Raw genomic sequence first — 16410 nt, 5'->3', positions numbered from 1 at the left:
ATAGCCAAGACCGGTACGTGCCAGTCCGCAAACCCGGGCCCTTCGAATATTTCTCACCGATGCGCACCGCCACATCCGCGTCACACAAAGTGCGGAAGACCCGTAAAAATGAATTCGGGGTCTATCAAAAGTCAGCACGGCCCACAAATTCGGAGAACGAGCCGTTGATGGCCGAATTTAGGCATGCCTCTGCAATTCCGATCTCTCAACTCGTCCAGTTCCATTGGAAACCATCGAATCTCGTCCAGCGACTATCTCGGGACGCATTGACGAAGCTGACCGATCGTGATTGATCAGCAAGACTGCGATCATACCGATGAGCCCAGGAATCGCGATAGCGAAGAAGTTCTGCTGCAAAGGGAGGTTCATTCCGACCAGTACGCCGATCAGGATCGGTGCGAGGATCGCACCGCTTCGCCCTACGCCTAGCGCCCAACCCAGGCCCGTGGCGCGGACGGCCATCGGATAGAACTGACCGGTGTACGCGTTCGCCACAATCTGCGTGCCGATCGTGGATGCGCCAGCCAATCCGATGAGAACGAACAACACAGGAGTTGACATCTTGAAGCCAAGCAGGGTCAGGGACACCGCTGCCAGTGCATACATGCCGGCCAGCACGTACTTGATGTGAAACCTGTCGGCAAGCCAGCCCCCCACGATCGCGCCAATCATCGCACCCATGTTCAGGACCAGCACGAACGTCAGCGCAGATCCCAGGCTATATCCGGCGCTCGCCATGAGCTTCGTCAGCCACGAACTCAGGGCAAAGACCATGAACAAGCACATGAAAAATGCAATCCAGAACATCACCGTGCTAAATCCCAGACCGTCGAAGAAAAGGTGCTTGATAGGTGCGCTGTCCGCTCGATCCTTGGCCGGAACTATAAATCGGTCGCCTGCTAGCGGAATGAAGCTAGGGTCGAGCCTAGACGCGATTTGTTCCAGTTCTTTCGTCCGGCCCTTGGCGAGCAAAAACGGCATCGATTCTGGAACCCACTTCAGAATGGCGGGGATGAGCAGCACCGGTAAACCCGCCGCGAAGAAAACGGATTGCCACCCGTAGGCTTCGATAAACCCTTTTCCAAGCAACGCAGCGATGATCCCCCCCACGGCGTAGCCGCTGAACATCAATGTGACCAACGTCGCACGGATCTTTTTCGGAGAGTACTCGGTCATCTGGGCGACGACATTGGGCATGACCCCCCCGATTCCGAGTCCGGCAAGGAAACGCATCACTCCGAATGCAATGGGATCGCTTGCCAGCCCAGCGGCCGTGGTGAACACACTAAAGAGTCCAACACAAACTGCGATCGCCCAGCGGCGACCTATCTTGTCAGCGATGGTGCCCAGGAAGACTGCACCAAACATCATGCCGGACAGGGCCGAACTCACCATAAAACCGGCATTGGTCGCGTCTACGCCCATCTTTGCCATGATCGACGGCAAGGCGATCCCAACGACCGAGAGGTCATAGCCGTCAAACACGATGATCAGCGCACACCAGAGGAGCACGAGACCGTGAAAGCGGTTGAAGCGGGCATCGTCTGCCAGCCTATGAAGATCGATTTGGCGCATGGTTCTTGTTTCCGATTGTTGGCAGGGATGGGTTGCAGGACTTGCGCGTCGGCAGGTCCTCCGATACGCGTAGCGTGACAAGTTCGAACAGTCAACCTAGGTGACACAGGTGGTGCATTCAGTGGATGTCCCAGTCAACCTTGATTGAGACTTGCTTGGCGACACCGCCGATGATGGGCAACTTGCTCTCAGTGGTCCAACGCAATTTCTTGATACTTCCTATGCAGTAAGGAAATGTTGGGGCGGGTCAACCCATACGTCTGCAAATTCTGTGGCAACGCGACGCTGCCATCCAATGCAACTTCGGATCTTCACTCGGAGAGGCACCCTGCTCCGGCGTCCGCATCAGAGGCCCACCCGCCCTTCCATTCGATTCCAAAATGGACGCTATCACCGAATTTCGTTAGACCTTGCGCGCGGTGCCTCATACAGTGGCCATCGAAGCCGGCGCCGCAGTGGCGCTGTCATCCACTCAATCACCACCGGCTCGCGGCCGTACAAAGGAGATAGGCATGCAAGGAAAGATCGGCCTCGAGGAGCACTTTGCGATACCCGAAACACTGCAGGACTCAGCTGGCTTTGTGCCAGGTGAATATTGGACGGAACTCAGCAGCCGACTGCTCGATATCCACGACAAGCGCCTCCATCAAATGGACGAACACGGGATGGAGATGATGATCCTCTCGCTGAACGCGCCAGCGGTTCAAGCGGTGCCTGATCCGAAGAAGGCCTACGAGCTCTCCGTTCGCGCCAACGACTTTCTGGCAGAGCAGGTCGCGAAGAGGCCTGACCGTTTTCAGGCTTTCGCAGCCTTGCCAATGCAGGACCCAGACAAGGCGACACAAGAACTCGAGCGATGCGTGAAAGACCTTGACTTCCGCGGGGCGCTGGTAAACGGTTTCTCGCAAGTCGGTACACCTGACAACGTCGTCTACTATGACGCGCCTCAGTACGCTTCATTCTGGGACGCTGTAGAACGGCTCGACGTGCCGTTCTACCTGCATCCGCGCAACCCACTGCAAGGTTGGGCGCAGATCTATGACGGCCACCCATGGCTACTCGGCCCCACTTGGGCGTTCGCTCAGGAAACTGCTGTCCACGCGCTTCGCCTTATGGCGAGCGGCCTCTTCGACCGCAATCCCGGCCTCAAGATCATCCTTGGTCATCTGGGCGAGGGGCTTCCCTACAACATGTGGCGAGTCGACCATCGCAACGCCTGGGTGAAGGCCCCCAAAGGCTATCCGGCCAAGCGCAAGCTTTGCGAGTACTTCCACGAGAACTTCTACCTCACAACCTCGGGCAACTTCCGGACCCAGACGCTGATTGACGCGATGTTGGAGATTGGGTCGGACCGCATTCTGTTCTCGACCGACTGGCCATTCGAAAATGTCGATCACGCTTCGAACTGGTTCAACGACACGAGCATCAGCGAGGCGGATCGCAGGAAGATCGGGCGAACGAACGCCTTGTCGCTCTTCAAGCTCAAGTAAACCAAAGGGTCCCTCTAGACAAAGCTGATCAAATGATTGACATTGATGAATGGACGATCACGGGCGCCGTCCTTAAGGCGCAAGGCGCAGCGTCGAATGCCCGCTTTAAGACAGTGATGGACAGTCTTGTGCGACACCTTCATGACTTCGCCCGCGAAGTGCAGCTCACCGAAGAGGAGTGGTCCAGCGGCATCGACTTCCTCACCCGCGTCGGGGAGATCACTGATGACAAGCGCCAAGAGTTCATCTTGTTGTCCGATGTGCTAGGCCTTTCGACGTTGGTCACTGCTCAGCGCAATCGTTGGCCGACGGGATGCACGGAGGCAACCGTGTTCGGCCCCTTCTTTGTGCCCAACGCGCCGAAGTACGACAACGGCGATGACATCTCCAATGGTGCTACCGGCGAACCCTGCTTCGTAAGCGGAACAGTCCAGGGAATCGGCGGTGAGCTGATCGCTAACGCACGGATGGATGTCTGGCAATCGGACGACAAGGGGTCATACGACGTCCAGCGACCGGGGCTGGATCATGCGCAGGGCCGAGGCCATCTGACCAGCCAACACGATGGTCGCTATCACTTCAAATCCATCGTGGCCGTCCCCTATCCAATTCCTTATGACGGCCCAGTCGGGCAGATGTTGGAGAAGCTGGGGCGCCACCCGTGGCGACCGGCACATCTTCACTTCATGATTCAGGCGCCCGGTTACGAGACGCTCATCACCCACGTGTTCCGCTCGGGCGGTACGTATCTGGATTCGGACGCCGTGTTCGGCGTGCGGTCTTCCCTCATCGCGGACTGGAAGCGACACGAGCCAGGCACCGCGCCTGACGGGACGCGTATCGAAGTACCGTTCTATACGCTCGAGTACGACTTTGTCTTGTGCAGCGCCTCAAAGGACTAGATCATAGAGATCAGACACATCGTTATGTGGCGCGTCGCCTGATCGACAGCCGATGAGAGAAGCAGGAGCTGCAATACGGTTCGCGACGCGTTCCTGGGGCAGAGGGGGAAGGTCGCTGGCCTTCGGGAGCTTTAGATCGGAATTGATTCAAGCCGCGTTGACTATGCCTGCGACGTGGTTCTATGCACGCGTTTCCAGGACGCTCAGAGCCTTGAAGATTACGCGACGCATCCTGAGCATCTTCGCGTCAAGCGCGAGCTCGGCGACATGCGCGTCTCGCGGCACAGGTTGACTTCTTCCTTACCCCGACACATTGATGGACAATTTCCTCTACACCGAAGTGCACACGGTACTTCTACCGCACGCGCTTCGCTACAACGCAAAGGCTGCGCCCGAGGCTATGGCTCGGATCGCGAAGGCACTCGTGGTCACGGATGCGCCCACGGGCATTTTTGAACTGGCGAAGGCACATGGCGCTCCGGTGTCGCTCGCGGCAATTGGTATGGCAGCCAATGGACTTGACCAAGCGGCTGAACTCGCGGTTTCAAATCAATACCCGAACCCTCGGCCTCTCGAAAGAATGGCACTGCGAGACTTGCTTGGTCGCGCGTTTGAGGGCGTGGGTCCGTGATCTACCTGCAGCGGCAGGTTGCTTCCCACTACGCGCACTCGACCTGAGTGTGTAACACGCTCCCATGGCGCGACTTGACATGGAAGAGGCCGAAGATCAGTTCTCGCAACCATCGATTGCCACTGTCCTGATGAAAGCGCTCATGCCATTGTTGGTGTATTTCGAAGGGCGTAACTTCAAAAGGCGCAACAATCGTGCATAGATCGGTGCGCGACGCCACCATCGCATTGGCAAGTCTGGCCGGCGCGGTCATTAGAAGCCCTGATGCGGCAACGATAGACGACAGGCCGAGCGAGTGAGCCGCGGTCAGAACGACTCGCCGACGATCGAGTGCGCCCGCCTTTTCCAGAGTCTGCTGGAGCTGAAAGTCGGTTGTGCCCTGCGGCCGATAGGCGATGTGCTCGGCCGTTAGATAGACTTCCAGATCGATCCTCTTTCGTTTACCCAGGGGTGACGACTTGGAGGCCAGCACCACAAAAGTCTCGTCGAACAGTCGCTGCTGATAGAAGGATGGCCCCATCATCTCCCAACTGCCTAGCGCTATGTCGATCTGTCCCTGAAGCATCCGCTGTCGAGCTTCGGTCATCGAGACGTCCACAGTCTCGAAGCGAATCCCGGGCGCAATACCGCGTGCGATCGAGAGCAACTCGGGCATCATGACCAGTTGTCCTATGTCGTTAACGGCGATTCGGAACAAGCGGCTTGATGTCGCCGCGTCGAATGTTCTTCCCTGGTCGACCGCCTGAACTAAGTAGGAAAGCCCTTCCTCGATGGGAGCGATCAGGCGCTCGGCCACGGGCGTTGGCACCATCCCATCTGCCGAACGTACAAATAGTGCATCGTTGAATCGCTCACGCATGCGCTTGAGGGCGTTGCTCACCGCGGACTGAGTCATGCCAAGACGGTCGCCTGCGAGCGTGACGCTACGAGTGTTGTAGATCGCCTGAAAGACCAGAAAGAGGTTCAGATCGATCGAGTTGATATTCACTTTGCCGTCTCCGTTCTGATCTGCCTGAGGATACGTACGATTCGACCGAAGATGGCGAAAACTCGTCAGGCCACGCTTCCAGGGCTCTGGCGCGCCCTTGCAGCAGTCGCCGACTCGTCAGTCGGTGTCCAACACCCCGAGGTTGTCATAGACCATAACAAGCATGTCTCGAAGGGATTCCGCTTGCGCGGTGGTTAGTCCAGACAGCGACACACGCTCGTACAACTGCGCCAGAGGAATGATTCGCAAGGTCAGATCTCGGCCCGCCTCTGTCAAACCAAGAGCAAGCGCACGAGCGTCCTCGTTCGATCGCTCGCGCACCAGCACGCCACGCTGCAAGAGACCGTCGACCACCCTTGAGAGCGTGGACGGATCCGTCGACGTGTGCAACGCAAGGTCCGACAGTCGCTGATGCTCCTGGTGGTGCAGGGCTACGCAGACACGCCACTCTGTCAGCGACAGTTTGAACTGCTTAAGTTCCCTGCTGAACGATTGCCCCATCCTCGTTCCTGCACGTGCAAGCAAGTATGGGATTGCACGCTCCAAATCGTGATCCGCAAGTTTGCCTGCAAATACATTCGATTCGGGAAGCTTTTGAACCCCCGTTCGATTCGACAAAAGGGTGACTACTGTGCCTGGTTTTCTCTTCACGGTAACCATTCTTACAAGCAAATCTGAGGTCAATCATAGCGTAAACCCTAGTGTCTTATTACTTGCGTTTGCATGTAGTTTGGATTTCAATCGGGCCCTCACCTGAAGATCAACCCCTACTGGAGACTTCCATGAATGACGTCGCTGCCCCGTTTGCCCCCTTCGCGCAACTGAATCGCGTTGATCTTCCTGCCCCGGGCAGGAAGTCGCCCGTCGCGGGTGCTCCCTCGATCGAGCAAATAGTTGCATCCGCAAGGGAATTGGTCCCAGTCCTCCGCGCTCGCGCGCAGCGCACCGAGCAAGCTCGCCGGGTGTCTGATGAGACGACCCGGAACTTTCATGACGCTGGCTTTTTCAAATTGATGCAGCCGGCACGCTATGGTGGTTACGAGTACGGGTTTACTGCGTTCATCGACGTTGTCAGTGAACTCGCACGAGGCTGCACTTCATCGTCTTGGGGCTGTTCGCTGGGCGCCATCCACCAATGGTTGGTCGGCACGTTCCCTGAACAAGCCCAAGACGACGTCTGGGGCAAGGACCCCAGTGCGATCGTCTGCGGCTCCTATGCGCCGGCAACGATGGCCGAGAAGGTCGACGGGGGCTACCTCGTGCACGGCAAATGGCTTTTCGCGTCCAACGTGGACAACTCCCAGTGGGCTTTGCTGGGCGTTCAGTTTCCGCCGGAAGAAAAGGGCGCCCCGCCGACGGCTGGCTTTCTGCTCGCTCCACGATCGGACTGGTCGATCGAGGACAATTGGTACGTGGCTGGTCAGGCTGGCACGGGATCCAAGGCGGTCGTTATCGACAAGCCGACCTTTGTTCCGGGACACCGCAAGCTGACGTTTGCAGAAGCCTCCTCGAACTGCCCTCCTGGGACCACGATCAATGCGAACCCGATCTACCGTATTCCTTTCCTTTCTGCGGTGCCGGTTTGCCTCGTCTCGCCAATCCTCGGTACGGCACAAGGGGCCGTCGACGAACTGATCGATTTGGCCGGCTCGCGGGTGACCCGGGGGGCCGTCTCCGGAGGCGGAAGCCGTCTGAGCGAATTCTTCCCGGTGCAGTCTCGCTTGGCCGAAGCCTCGGCGAGCGTGGATGCAGCGCGGCTGCTGCTCTACCGTGACACCGCCCAGGTGGAGCAGATGGCGGCCGATGGTCACGTTATCAGTGTCGAACAACGGATTCGCAATCGACGCGACCATGCCTTCGCCGCGCGCCTTTCGCGCGATGCCGTCGAAGCGGTGTTCGCCAGCGTCGGAGGCGCTGGCTTGTCACTGAATCAGCCGATTCAGCGGATGTGGCGCGACGCGAACGCCATCTCCCGCCACATCAGCCTCAACTGGGATGCGGTCTCGTCGATGGTGGGTCAATACCTCCTCGGCCTCGAGCCGAAGGGTCAGTACTGATCGGGTGTCGGCCATGTACTCCTGGGCACTTATCACTGGCGACGCGGCAGACACGGTCGACGCTCGCCAGCTGCGGCAGGCGCTTGGCGCATTCCCTACCGGGGTGTGCCTCGTAACGACCACCACACTAGACGGCAAGCGCGAGGGCATGACGATCAACTCATTCTCCTCCGTTTCGCTGGATCCACCTTTGATCCTGTGGAGCATCCGCGACGACACCCGCAGTTCCGATGCATTCCTTGCTGCAAGACCTTTCAATCTCAGTGTGCTGAACGCTGAACAGCGTGACCTGGCTTGGCATTTCGCCAAGCCCGCGCCGGACAAGTTCGAGCGCTTCGCCGATGCCTTCGAAGTCGGATCTAACGGCTGCCCGAAGCTCGTCGAGAGCGTGGCGACCTTCGAATGCTCGACGTATTCGCGTCACCAGGAGGGGGACCACACGATCATCCTTGGGCGAGTGGATCGATTTTCGCGGACCGACACGCCCCCTCTGCTCTTTCATTCAGGGCAGATGGGATCGCTGTGGGAGCTCGCCGATACCTTGGCTCGGCCGCAATAGCGCACCGTCGATTTGATCGGCGCCAAGACCCAGGCAGGCGACATGACGCATTCGAAACCTCAGCGAGGCGCGTAAATGAAAGTCATATTGGATCTTCCCACTGAAGCAGACTCGGCTATCGCGCTGGCGATCGGCAAGTTCGATGGCGTACATCTCGGGCATCGAGCGGTGATTAAGCGATTGAAGCAGAACGCTTCAGCTCGGCGATTGCCCGCTTGCGTCCTGACCTTTGACCCTCATCCGGTCGAGTATTTCATGGGAGCGCGCGCGCCGGCCCGATTGACGGCTCTGCCCGACAAGATCCGGCTGCTCGAATCTCTCGGAGTTGACCGACTATATGTCTGCCCTTTCACTGAAGGGATTGCAGGCATGTCGCCTGAAGCGTTCGTATTTGATGTTCTCGTCGAGCGGCTCGGGGTTCGGGCACTGCTGCTCGGCGAGGACTTTCATTTTGGCGCGGGTCGCTGCGGCGACGTAGGTACATTGAGAACTCTGGGTGGCCCCGTAGGCCTTGAGGTAAACACCTTGGAGGGGCTCGCAGTCGACGGGATTCGCGTTTCTAGCACGGCAATACGCGCAGCGATCGCCAAAGGAGACGATAGTTTCGCCCGTCGCTTCCTCGGGTGGAGCTCGTGCTCGCCGGCATACCCAGGTTACGTCGGCGAACCTCGAAACTCGAGGTAGCTCACCCAGGAACCTGCTCGAACAGCATGTTCTTGCCGACCTGGATCGAGAGCCCTTGGCCTGCGCGGCCGCGGACAAGCTCACTGAACGACTCCCGGGGGAAACCACCGAGGCCTGCCGACGAGGTGTCGAGGGCTTGACGTATAAGGCGAGGGCAAACCGGCCGGAGTATCGGCGCCCTCGGCAAGCAGTTACGCATCTACCTCGAGGCCCTTGTAGATTTCTGACACCAGCGCACCCAGCCGAGCAGGGCATCGTGAGCAGCTTAACGCGGTCGTTGGCGCAGGTGCGCGGCATTGATGCATGGTGTGATCGTCGAAACTACCCCCAGAAATGGTTCGTAAACGAAGGCGGCGCGCGGTCTGAGCGACGGAGGAGCAATGGTCGACGCCGCCATCGGCGGCCTTGGTTTTGCGCAACTGTCCGATTCGATGGTGCAGCATGCCGTGGCACGGATTTCTTAAACCGGTGCTGCGACGCTTCTCTTCAGCTGGAGTCGACGTTCACGTAGTATGGCCTCGCCAGCGCAGTTGAGCCCGCGCGTGCGCTACGTGGTGGATCAACTGATCGCCTACGCCGCCAAGGCGTCGCCTGAACTGAATCGGACGCCTAAGTCGGCGCGCCTTCCCCGTGCAGGCGGATGATCAGCGAACGCAGCCAGGCGATGGCGGGATCCTTGTTATATTGCTCGTGCCAGAACAGGTTGATCACGATTTCCGGCAGCTTGGCCGGATGGCGGACGTAGGACAAACCGAAGGGTTCCGCCAGCGCTTGCGCCAGCTGCTCGGGCACTGTCGCCACCAGGTCGGAGTCGTGCAGGATGTGTCCGACCGCGACGTAGTGCGGGACGGTGAGCACCACTCTTGATCCCCTGCCCTCACCCGCTCGCGGACTCGCACGAGCCGGCAACCAATGGCGGGCTGCGTCTTCCGGTCTCTCGTGCGACGCGTCAATGCAGCTTCACGTGCGGTTCGGTGCGCCGCGTGATGAGGCGTGCGAGCGTGTCGAGCGAGACCTTGACGACGCCGTGCAGCGCGAGCTCGTGCATCTTGTAGAGCGACATGTACATGAGGCGGGCGAACACCCCTTCGATCATCAGGCTGCCGCCGATCAGGCCGCCCATCATGTTGCCGACCGTGCTGTACTCGCCGAGCGAGACCAGCGAGCCGAAGTCGCGGTACCGGTAGCCCTTCAGCGACTTGCCGGCCAGCCGGCGGCGGATTTGTTCCGCGACGTGCGAGGCCTGCTGGTGCGCTGCCTGCGCGCGCGGCGGCACGAAGCCGCCCTTGCCGCCGTTGGCCTCGGGCCAGACGCAGGCCGCGCAGTCGCCGATGGCGAAGATGTCGGCGTCGCGCGTGGTTTGCAGCGTCGACAGCACCGCGAGCTGGTTGCTGCGGTTGGTTTCGAGTCCCGCGATGTCCTTCATGAAGTCGGCCGCCTTCACGCCGGCGGCCCACACCACCAGCTCGGCCGGCAGCGTGCGGCCGTTGGCCAAGCGCACGCCCTCGGGCAGCACCTCCGCCACCTTGGCGGACGTGTGCACGTCCACGCCCAGCTTGCGCAGCAGCGCCTCCGTGGCGGTGGACATGCGCGGCGGCAGCGCGGGCAGCACGCGGTCGGCGGCCTCGATCACGCTGACCTGGATATCCTTATCGGCGTCCACGCGATCGAGTCCGTAGGCCACGACCTCGCGCGTGGTGCCATGCAGTTCGGCCGCCAACTCCACGCCGGTGGCGCCCGCACCGATGATCGCCACGTGCAGCTGCTCGGGTCTGAGCGGCGTGGTCTGCGCATGCGCGCGGATGCAGGCGTTGACCATGCGCTGGTGAAAGCGCTGCGCATCCGCCTTCGACTCGAGCCGCAGCGCATGCTCGCGCACGCCGGGCGTGCCGAAGTCGTTGCTGAGGCTGCCGATGGCGACCACCAACGTGTCGTAGCGAAGGACCCGCGCCGGCGTGACCAGCCGCCCCTCGTCGTCCAGGTAGGGTGCGACGTGCACCTCGCGCCGCTCGCGCTCGATGCCAGTGAGCTCGCCGAGCTGGAAGCGGAAGCGGTGCCAGTGCGCCTGCGCGAGGTAGTCGACTTCGTGCGCGTTCATGTCCATGCTGCCTGCCGCGATCTCGTGTAGCTTGGGCTTCCACACGTGGGTGCGGTGCTTGTCCACCAGCGTGATGTCCGCCGTACCGCGCTTGCCCAGTGTATCGCCAAGGCGCGTGGCCAGCTCCAGCCCGCCGGCGCCGCCGCCGACGATGACGATGCGGTGCTTGGACAAAGGGCTGTTCATGGTTGGCTGCTCGTACAGGCGCGGGGGCGCTTCAGCGCGGCTGGGCCACGACGATCGATCGGTTCACCGGGCACGGCCACTTCGTTGGAAGCGCACCAGCATTCCAGCTGGAGACCTTGCGCCGCTACAACTGCCCCTGGCACAGGTACTTGATGTGCAAATAGTCGTCGAGGCCGTGCACCGAGCCCTCTCGTCCGTAGCCCGAGGCCTTGACGCCGCCGAAGGGGGCGGCCTCCGCCGCGAGCGCGCCTTCGTTGATGCCGATGATGCCTGTCTCCAGCGCCTCGGCCACGCGCCAGATCCGGCGGACATCGGTCGAGTAGAAGTACGCCGCCAGCCCGAACGGCGTGTCGTTCGCCGCGGCGATCACCTCGGCTTCGTTGTCGAAGCGCGTGATCGGCACCACCGGGCCGAAGGTCTCCTCGCAGCTGCAGGCCATGGTGGCGTCGGCGTTCACCAACACCGTGGGCGCGTAGTAGTTTGCGCCCAGACTGGCAAGGCGCTTTCCGCCGGTGAGCACCCCGGCGCCCTTTGCGACAGCGTCCTGCACGTGTCGCTCGATCTTTTCGACCGCGCGGGCGTTGATCATCGGACCGATCTGAGAGGCCGGGTCGCTTGCCGGCCCCACTTTGAGGGCCGCGACGCGCCCCGCCAGCTTGTCGGCAAAAGCATCGTGCAAGCGCTCATGCACGAACACGCGATTCGGGGACACGCAAGTCTGTCCCCCGTTGCGAAATTTGGCGGCCATCAGACCGTCGACCGCGGCATCGAGATCAGCATCGTCGAACACGATGAAAGGCGCATTGCCGCCCAGCTCGAGCGACAACTTCTTCAAGGTGTCGGCCGAACGGCGCGCCAGGTGCTGGCCCACCGGCGTGGAGCCGGTGAAGCTGATCTTCCGCACGCGCGCATCATCCAGCCACACGTCCACCACCTCGGGCGTGCGTTCGCGCGAGGCGGTCACGATGTTGATGACCCCCGCCGGCACCCCGGCCTCCTGGGCCAGCTTCACCAGGGCCAGCGAGGTCAGCGGCGTGTCCTCGGCCGGCTTGCACACCACGGTGCAACCGGCGGCGAGCGCCGGCGCGATCTTGCGCGCGATCATGGCGGCCGGGAAGTTCCACGGCGTGATAGTTGCGACCACGCCCACCGGCTCCTTCAGCGCGAACATGCGCCGTCCCGGCACCGGCGCGGGAATCACGTCGCCATTGGCGCGCGTGGCTTCCTCGGCGAACCATTCGATGTAGCTGGCGGCATAGGCCACCTCGCCCCGGCCCTCGGCCAGCGGCTTGCCCTGCTCGCGCGAGATCAGTCGGCCGAGGTCCTCCTGGTGTGCCATCACCAGATCGTTCCAGCGCTTGAGGATCTGGGCCCGCTGTTTCGCGGGCACGGCGCGCCAGCCAGGGAGCGCGGCGTGCGCGGCATCGACGGCGGCGCGCGCATCGGCGGCCGTGCCGTCGGGCACGCTGGCGAAGGCGGCGCGGGTGGCGGGGTCGGTGACGTCGAAGCGGCGCGTGTCGCTCGCCTCGCGCCATTCGGCGCCGATCAGCTGGCGTGCGGGCATCAGGTCCTGGCGTTCGAGAGTCAGTGTCATGGTAAGGATGGTTTCGGTTAATTCGGCAACGAAGGCCTTAGGAGGCCGCCACGCGTTCAGCGATTGCGGTGCCCAGTTCAGTTGTGGATGCAGTACCGCCGAGGTCGCGCGTGCGCGGACCTTCGCGCAACACCGCCTCAATCGCCGCGAGGATGGCGTCGTGCGCCACGCGCCCTGCGCCTTGGCCTTGCGTCAGGAAATCCAGCATCAGCGCGCCCGACCAGATCATGGCGATCGGGTTGGCGATGTTCTGGCCGTAGATGTCGGGCGCAGAGCCGTGCACCGGCTCGAACAGCGAGGGGAACTTGCGCTCCGGATTGAGGTTGGCCGAGGGCGCCAGGCCGATGGTGCCGGTGGTCGCGGGGCCGAGGTCGGACAGGATGTCGCCGAACAGGTTGCTCGCCACCACCACGTCGAAGCGCGTGGGCTGCAGCACGAAGCGCGCCGACAGGATGTCGATGTGCTGCTTGTCGACCGTCACCTCGGGGTAGTCGCGGCCGATGGCATCGGCGCGGCCGTCCCACCAGGGCATGCTGATCGCGATGCCGTTGCTCTTGGTGGCCACCGTAAGGTGTTTGCGCGCGCGGCTGTTGGCCAGTTCATAGGCATAGCGCAGCACGCGGTCGGTTCCGTGGCGCGAGAACACCGATTCCTGGATCACGATCTCGCGCTCGGTGCCTTGGTACATCACGCCGCCGAGCGAGGTGTATTCGCCCTCGGTGTTCTCGCGCACCACGAAGTAGTCGATGTCGCCAGGCTTGCGGCCGGCCAGCGGGCAGGGCACGCCTTCGAACAGTCGCACCGGGCGCAGGTTGATGTACTGGTCGAACTCGCGGCGGAACTTCAGCAGCGAGCCCCACAGCGACACGTGGTCGGGCACCGTGGCGGGCCAGCCGACAGCGCCGAAGTACAACGCGTCGACGCCCTTCAATTGCTCCTTCCAGTCGTCCGGCATCATCTGGCCGTGCGCAGCGTGGTAGTCGCAACTGGCCCAGTCGATGGTGCGGCAATCGAGTTCGAAGCCGAAGCGCACGGCCGCCGCCTGTATCACGCGCAGGCCCTCGGGCAGCACTTCCTTGCCGATGCCGTCGCCAGCGATCGCGGCGATGCGAAAAGCGGGTGTCATATCGTTCACTCCTTCAGGCGACCAGCGCAGGTCGCGCCCGGTCCAGTTCGTCCAGCCAGCCTCGACGCAGCTCCGGCACGGCGCGCGCGAGTTCTTCGTAGTACGGGTGGTGCGGCCCTCGGTCGTAGTCGGCGCGTGCCACCTGCGCCAACTTGCGGCCGTGGCGCATGACGACGATCTCGTCGCAGACCGCGCGCACGGTGTGCAGGTCGTGGCTGATGAACAGGTAGGACACGCCGAGCTCGCGCCGCAGTTCGGCGATCAGGTCCAGCACCGCGGCGCCGACCACGGTGTCCAGCGCCGAAGTCACCTCGTCGCAGAGGATCAGGTCGGGCTCGGCGGCCAGCGCGCGAGCCAGGTTCACACGCTGCTTCTGCCCACCCGACAGGCCACCGGGCAGCCGCTCGGCCAGCGTGCGCGGCAGCTTCACCAGGTCCAGCAATTCGTCGATCCGGCGGCGCAGCGGCTCGCCCTTCAACCCGCGATAGAACTGCAGCGGCCGCGCCAGGATGCGCTCGATCGACTGCGACGGGTTGAGGGCCGTGTCGGCCGACTGGAAGACGATCTGGATGCGGCGCAGGTCCTCGCGGCTGCGTTGCCTGAGCGCCGGCGGTAGCACGCGGCCGTCGAACTCCATTGTGCCCGTGCTGGGCGGCAGCAGTCCGGCGACGACACGCGCCAGCGTCGTCTTGCCCGAACCCGATTCGCCGATGACGCCGATCGCCTGACCACGCTTGAGCTCCAGGTCGATGTCCTCGAGGATGGTCACCGCCGGCTTGCCGTCGGGCCCGCGCGCACCGTAGCCGGCGCTGAGGCCCTTCACGCGCAGCAGCACCTCGGCGCCTGCGCCGGCGGTGCCGGCGGTGCGCGTGGCCGGCCTCGCCGCGGCGAGCAGCCTCTGCGTGTAATCGTTCTGCGGTGCAGCGAGCAGGCGCTCGGTGGTGCCCACCTCGCGCATGCGGCCGTCGCGCAGCACCAAAATGTGGTCGGCCATCTGCGCCACCACCGCCAGGTCGTGGCTGACGTATACCGCCGTCACCTGGCGCTCGCGTACCACGCGGCGAAAGGCACGCAGTACCTCCACCTGGGTTGTCACGTCGAGCGCGGTGGTGGGCTCGTCGAGGATCACGACCTCGGGGTCGGTGATCAGCGCCATCGCCGCCATCAGCCGTTGCAACTGACCGCCCGAGACCTGGTGCGGGTAGCGCTGGCCGATGGTCTCCGGCTCCGGCAACGCCAACTCGCGGAACAGTGCGATCGCCTTCAATTCGGCTTCGCCGCGTGGCAATGTGCCGTGCAGGCAAGCGGGTTCGACCACCTGATCGAGGATGGAGCGCGAAGGGTCGAACGACGCCGCCGCGCTCTGCGCGATGTAGGACACAGTGCGTCCTCGCAAAGCGCGAAGCTGCCGTGCGCCCAGCGAGAGCACGTCCACGTCGCCGATGCGCACGCTGCCGTCGCTGATGCGGCAGCCGCGGCGCGCGTGGCCCATCAGCGCGAGCGCCGTAGTGGTCTTGCCCGAGCCCGACTCGCCGATCAGCGCCAAAACTTCGCCCGGACGGATGGTGAAGCTCAGTGCGTCGACCAGCGTGGCACTGCCGGCGCTGACGGTGAGCTTGTCGACGACGACCAGTGCACCCATGTCAACGCCCTCCTCGTTCGCGGGCCGCGCGGCCCGGCAGGTTGTCGATAACCAGGTTGACGGCAATCGTCAGGCTGGCAATGGCGATCGAAGGCGTGATGACCGCGGCACCGCCGCTGGCGAGCGTTTCGATGTTCTCTCGCACCAGCGAACCCCAATCCGCCGCAGGCGGCTGGATGCCCAGGCCGAGGAAGCTCAAGCTGGCCAGCAGCAGCACCACGTAGACGAAGCGCAGCCCGAAGTCGGCCAGCATCGGCCCGGTGATGTTGGGCAGGATCTCCTGCAGCATCACGTAGCCGGTGCCTTCGCCGCGTGCGCGCGCCACCGTCACGTAGTCGAGCGCGTTGATGTTCACTGCCAGCGCGCGCGCCATGCGGTAGGAGCCGGGCAGGTAGATGACCCCTGCGGCCACGATGAGCACCGCAATCGACGAGCCGAAGCTGGCCACGATCAGCAGCGCGAACATCTTGCTCGGGATCGCGGTCAGCGTGTCGAGCACGCGGCTCAGGGTGCTGTCGATCCAGCGCCCGCTGGCCGCCGCCAGCAGCGCCAGGAGCGTGCCGCTGCCGCAGGCCAGCAGCGTGGCGAAGAAGGCGACACCCACGGTGTAGCGCGCGCCTTCGATCACCCGGGCCAGCATGTCGCGGCCCAGGTAGTCGGTACCGAACCAATGCGCGGCGCTCATCGGCGCGAACACCTCGCCGCCACCCAGGTTGCCACGCTGCGAGAGCAGAGCCGGCCCAAAAGCCGCGGCTGCGGCCCAGAAGGCGATCACGGCCAGGCCGAGCCAGCCCGTCACGCCGAAATGCGCGAGCCGCGCGAGCCAGCGGCGCATCGCCGGGCGCCCGACGCCGCCGCTGTGAGTCAGGGTCGTCATG

15 protein-coding genes and 1 pseudogene are annotated in these 16410 nt (G+C 62.8%); 7 read left to right on the top strand and 9 right to left on the bottom strand.

Going from position 1 to position 16410, the window contains the following annotated elements; all coding sequences use genetic code 11:
• Positions 1–177 precede the first annotated feature (177 nt).
• Positions 178–1575: an MFS transporter gene (locus tag E5P2_RS32505; protein WP_162571212.1), complete on the bottom strand. Its 1398-nt coding sequence runs from the start codon at positions 1573–1575 to the stop codon at positions 178–180.
• A gap of 512 nt (positions 1576–2087) precedes the next feature.
• Between E5P2_RS32505 and E5P2_RS32500 the strand changes: the two genes are divergently transcribed.
• From E5P2_RS32500 to E5P2_RS32485, 4 genes and pseudogenes are all read left to right on the top strand, one after another.
• Positions 2088–3065 (top strand): amidohydrolase family protein, encoded by a 978-nt coding sequence (locus tag E5P2_RS32500; protein ID WP_162571211.1) that lies wholly within the window; start codon positions 2088–2090, stop codon positions 3063–3065.
• A 32-nt stretch (positions 3066–3097) separates the two neighbouring features.
• Positions 3098–3967: an intradiol ring-cleavage dioxygenase gene (locus tag E5P2_RS32495; RefSeq protein ID WP_162571210.1), complete on the top strand. Its 870-nt coding sequence runs from the start codon at positions 3098–3100 to the stop codon at positions 3965–3967.
• Between the two features lie 135 nt (positions 3968–4102).
• Positions 4103–4228 (top strand): annotated as a pseudogene (locus tag E5P2_RS38230) (Dabb family protein); the annotation flags it as partial.
• A 55-nt stretch (positions 4229–4283) separates the two neighbouring features.
• Complete coding sequence (locus tag E5P2_RS32485) at positions 4284–4598, top strand: iron-containing alcohol dehydrogenase (RefSeq protein WP_162571209.1); 315 nt, start codon at positions 4284–4286, stop codon at positions 4596–4598.
• A gap of 28 nt (positions 4599–4626) precedes the next feature.
• Here the strand turns inward: E5P2_RS32485 and E5P2_RS32480 are convergent, their stop codons facing one another.
• Together E5P2_RS32480 and E5P2_RS32475 are read right to left on the bottom strand one after the other, a co-directional pair.
• A complete protein-coding gene (locus E5P2_RS32480; RefSeq protein WP_162571208.1) occupies positions 4627–5586 on the bottom strand; it encodes a LysR family transcriptional regulator in 960 nt (319 codons plus the stop codon).
• Between the two features lie 117 nt (positions 5587–5703).
• A complete protein-coding gene (locus E5P2_RS32475) occupies positions 5704–6237 on the bottom strand; it encodes a MarR family winged helix-turn-helix transcriptional regulator (RefSeq protein WP_443083570.1) in 534 nt (177 codons plus the stop codon).
• A gap of 131 nt (positions 6238–6368) precedes the next feature.
• On the opposite strand from E5P2_RS32475, the gene E5P2_RS32470 reads away from it, so the two are divergent.
• The 3 genes from E5P2_RS32470 (at position 6369) to E5P2_RS32460 (ending at position 8886) form a co-directional block, all read left to right on the top strand.
• Positions 6369–7643 carry an acyl-CoA dehydrogenase family protein gene (locus E5P2_RS32470; RefSeq protein WP_162571207.1) on the top strand — a complete coding sequence of 425 codons (1275 nt, stop codon included), beginning with the start codon at positions 6369–6371 and terminating at the stop codon, positions 7641–7643.
• 13 nt (positions 7644–7656) lie between these two features.
• Positions 7657–8202, top strand: a complete 546-nt coding sequence (locus E5P2_RS32465; RefSeq protein ID WP_162571206.1) for a flavin reductase family protein — start codon at positions 7657–7659, stop codon at positions 8200–8202.
• Positions 8203–8277: 75 nt separating this feature from the next.
• Entirely contained in the window at positions 8278–8886 is a 609-nt protein-coding gene (locus E5P2_RS32460; RefSeq protein ID WP_162571205.1) for a hypothetical protein, read from the top strand.
• 609 nt (positions 8887–9495) lie between these two features.
• On the opposite strand, the gene E5P2_RS32455 is transcribed toward E5P2_RS32460, so the two are convergent.
• From E5P2_RS32455 to E5P2_RS32430, 6 genes are all read right to left on the bottom strand, one after another.
• Positions 9496–9747, bottom strand: a complete 252-nt coding sequence (locus tag E5P2_RS32455) for a hypothetical protein (RefSeq protein WP_443083569.1) — start codon at positions 9745–9747, stop codon at positions 9496–9498.
• An 88-nt stretch (positions 9748–9835) separates the two neighbouring features.
• Entirely contained in the window at positions 9836–11170 is a 1335-nt protein-coding gene (locus E5P2_RS32450) for an NAD(P)/FAD-dependent oxidoreductase (protein WP_162571204.1), read from the bottom strand.
• 124 nt (positions 11171–11294) lie between these two features.
• A complete protein-coding gene (locus E5P2_RS32445) occupies positions 11295–12764 on the bottom strand; it encodes an NAD-dependent succinate-semialdehyde dehydrogenase (protein ID WP_162571203.1) in 1470 nt (489 codons plus the stop codon).
• 37 nt (positions 12765–12801) lie between these two features.
• Entirely contained in the window at positions 12802–13890 is a 1089-nt protein-coding gene (locus E5P2_RS32440; RefSeq protein WP_162571202.1) for a tartrate dehydrogenase, read from the bottom strand.
• A 13-nt stretch (positions 13891–13903) separates the two neighbouring features.
• Complete coding sequence (locus E5P2_RS32435) at positions 13904–15532, bottom strand: ABC transporter ATP-binding protein (protein ID WP_162571201.1); 1629 nt, start codon at positions 15530–15532, stop codon at positions 13904–13906.
• A gap of 1 nt (position 15533) precedes the next feature.
• The gene (locus tag E5P2_RS32430) at positions 15534–16409 is read right to left on the bottom strand and encodes an ABC transporter permease (RefSeq protein ID WP_162571200.1); all 876 of its coding nucleotides are present in this window, start codon (positions 16407–16409) and stop codon (positions 15534–15536) included.
• Position 16410: the final 1 nt, after the last annotated feature.

It is taken from the genome of Variovorax sp. SRS16 (assembly GCF_901827165.1).
In the GTDB taxonomy this organism is placed as follows: domain Bacteria; phylum Pseudomonadota; class Gammaproteobacteria; order Burkholderiales; family Burkholderiaceae_C; genus Variovorax.
This window is presented reverse-complemented; position numbering and strand designations above follow the sequence as displayed.

What these genes read in the sequence shown, in the direction of transcription:
- E5P2_RS32505 (WP_162571212.1), bottom strand. Translation starts at nt 1,575, where the DNA reads ATGCGCCAAATCGATCTTCATAGGCTGGCAGACGATGCCCGCTTCAAC.
- E5P2_RS32500 (WP_162571211.1), top strand. Translation starts at nt 2,088, where the DNA reads ATGCAAGGAAAGATCGGCCTCGAGGAGCACTTTGCGATACCCGAAACA.
- E5P2_RS32495 (WP_162571210.1), top strand. Translation starts at nt 3,098, where the DNA reads ATGATTGACATTGATGAATGGACGATCACGGGCGCCGTCCTTAAGGCG.
- E5P2_RS32485 (WP_162571209.1), top strand. Translation starts at nt 4,284, where the DNA reads ATGGACAATTTCCTCTACACCGAAGTGCACACGGTACTTCTACCGCAC.
- E5P2_RS32470 (WP_162571207.1), top strand. Translation starts at nt 6,369, where the DNA reads ATGAATGACGTCGCTGCCCCGTTTGCCCCCTTCGCGCAACTGAATCGC.
- E5P2_RS32465 (WP_162571206.1), top strand. Translation starts at nt 7,657, where the DNA reads ATGTACTCCTGGGCACTTATCACTGGCGACGCGGCAGACACGGTCGAC.
- E5P2_RS32460 (WP_162571205.1), top strand. Translation starts at nt 8,278, where the DNA reads ATGAAAGTCATATTGGATCTTCCCACTGAAGCAGACTCGGCTATCGCG.
- E5P2_RS32450 (WP_162571204.1), bottom strand. Translation starts at nt 11,170, where the DNA reads ATGAACAGCCCTTTGTCCAAGCACCGCATCGTCATCGTCGGCGGCGGC.
- E5P2_RS32445 (WP_162571203.1), bottom strand. Translation starts at nt 12,764, where the DNA reads ATGACACTGACTCTCGAACGCCAGGACCTGATGCCCGCACGCCAGCTG.
- E5P2_RS32440 (WP_162571202.1), bottom strand. Translation starts at nt 13,890, where the DNA reads ATGACACCCGCTTTTCGCATCGCCGCGATCGCTGGCGACGGCATCGGC.
- E5P2_RS32435 (WP_162571201.1), bottom strand. Translation starts at nt 15,532, where the DNA reads ATGGGTGCACTGGTCGTCGTCGACAAGCTCACCGTCAGCGCCGGCAGT.
- E5P2_RS32430 (WP_162571200.1), bottom strand. Translation starts at nt 16,409, where the DNA reads ATGACGACCCTGACTCACAGCGGCGGCGTCGGGCGCCCGGCGATGCGC.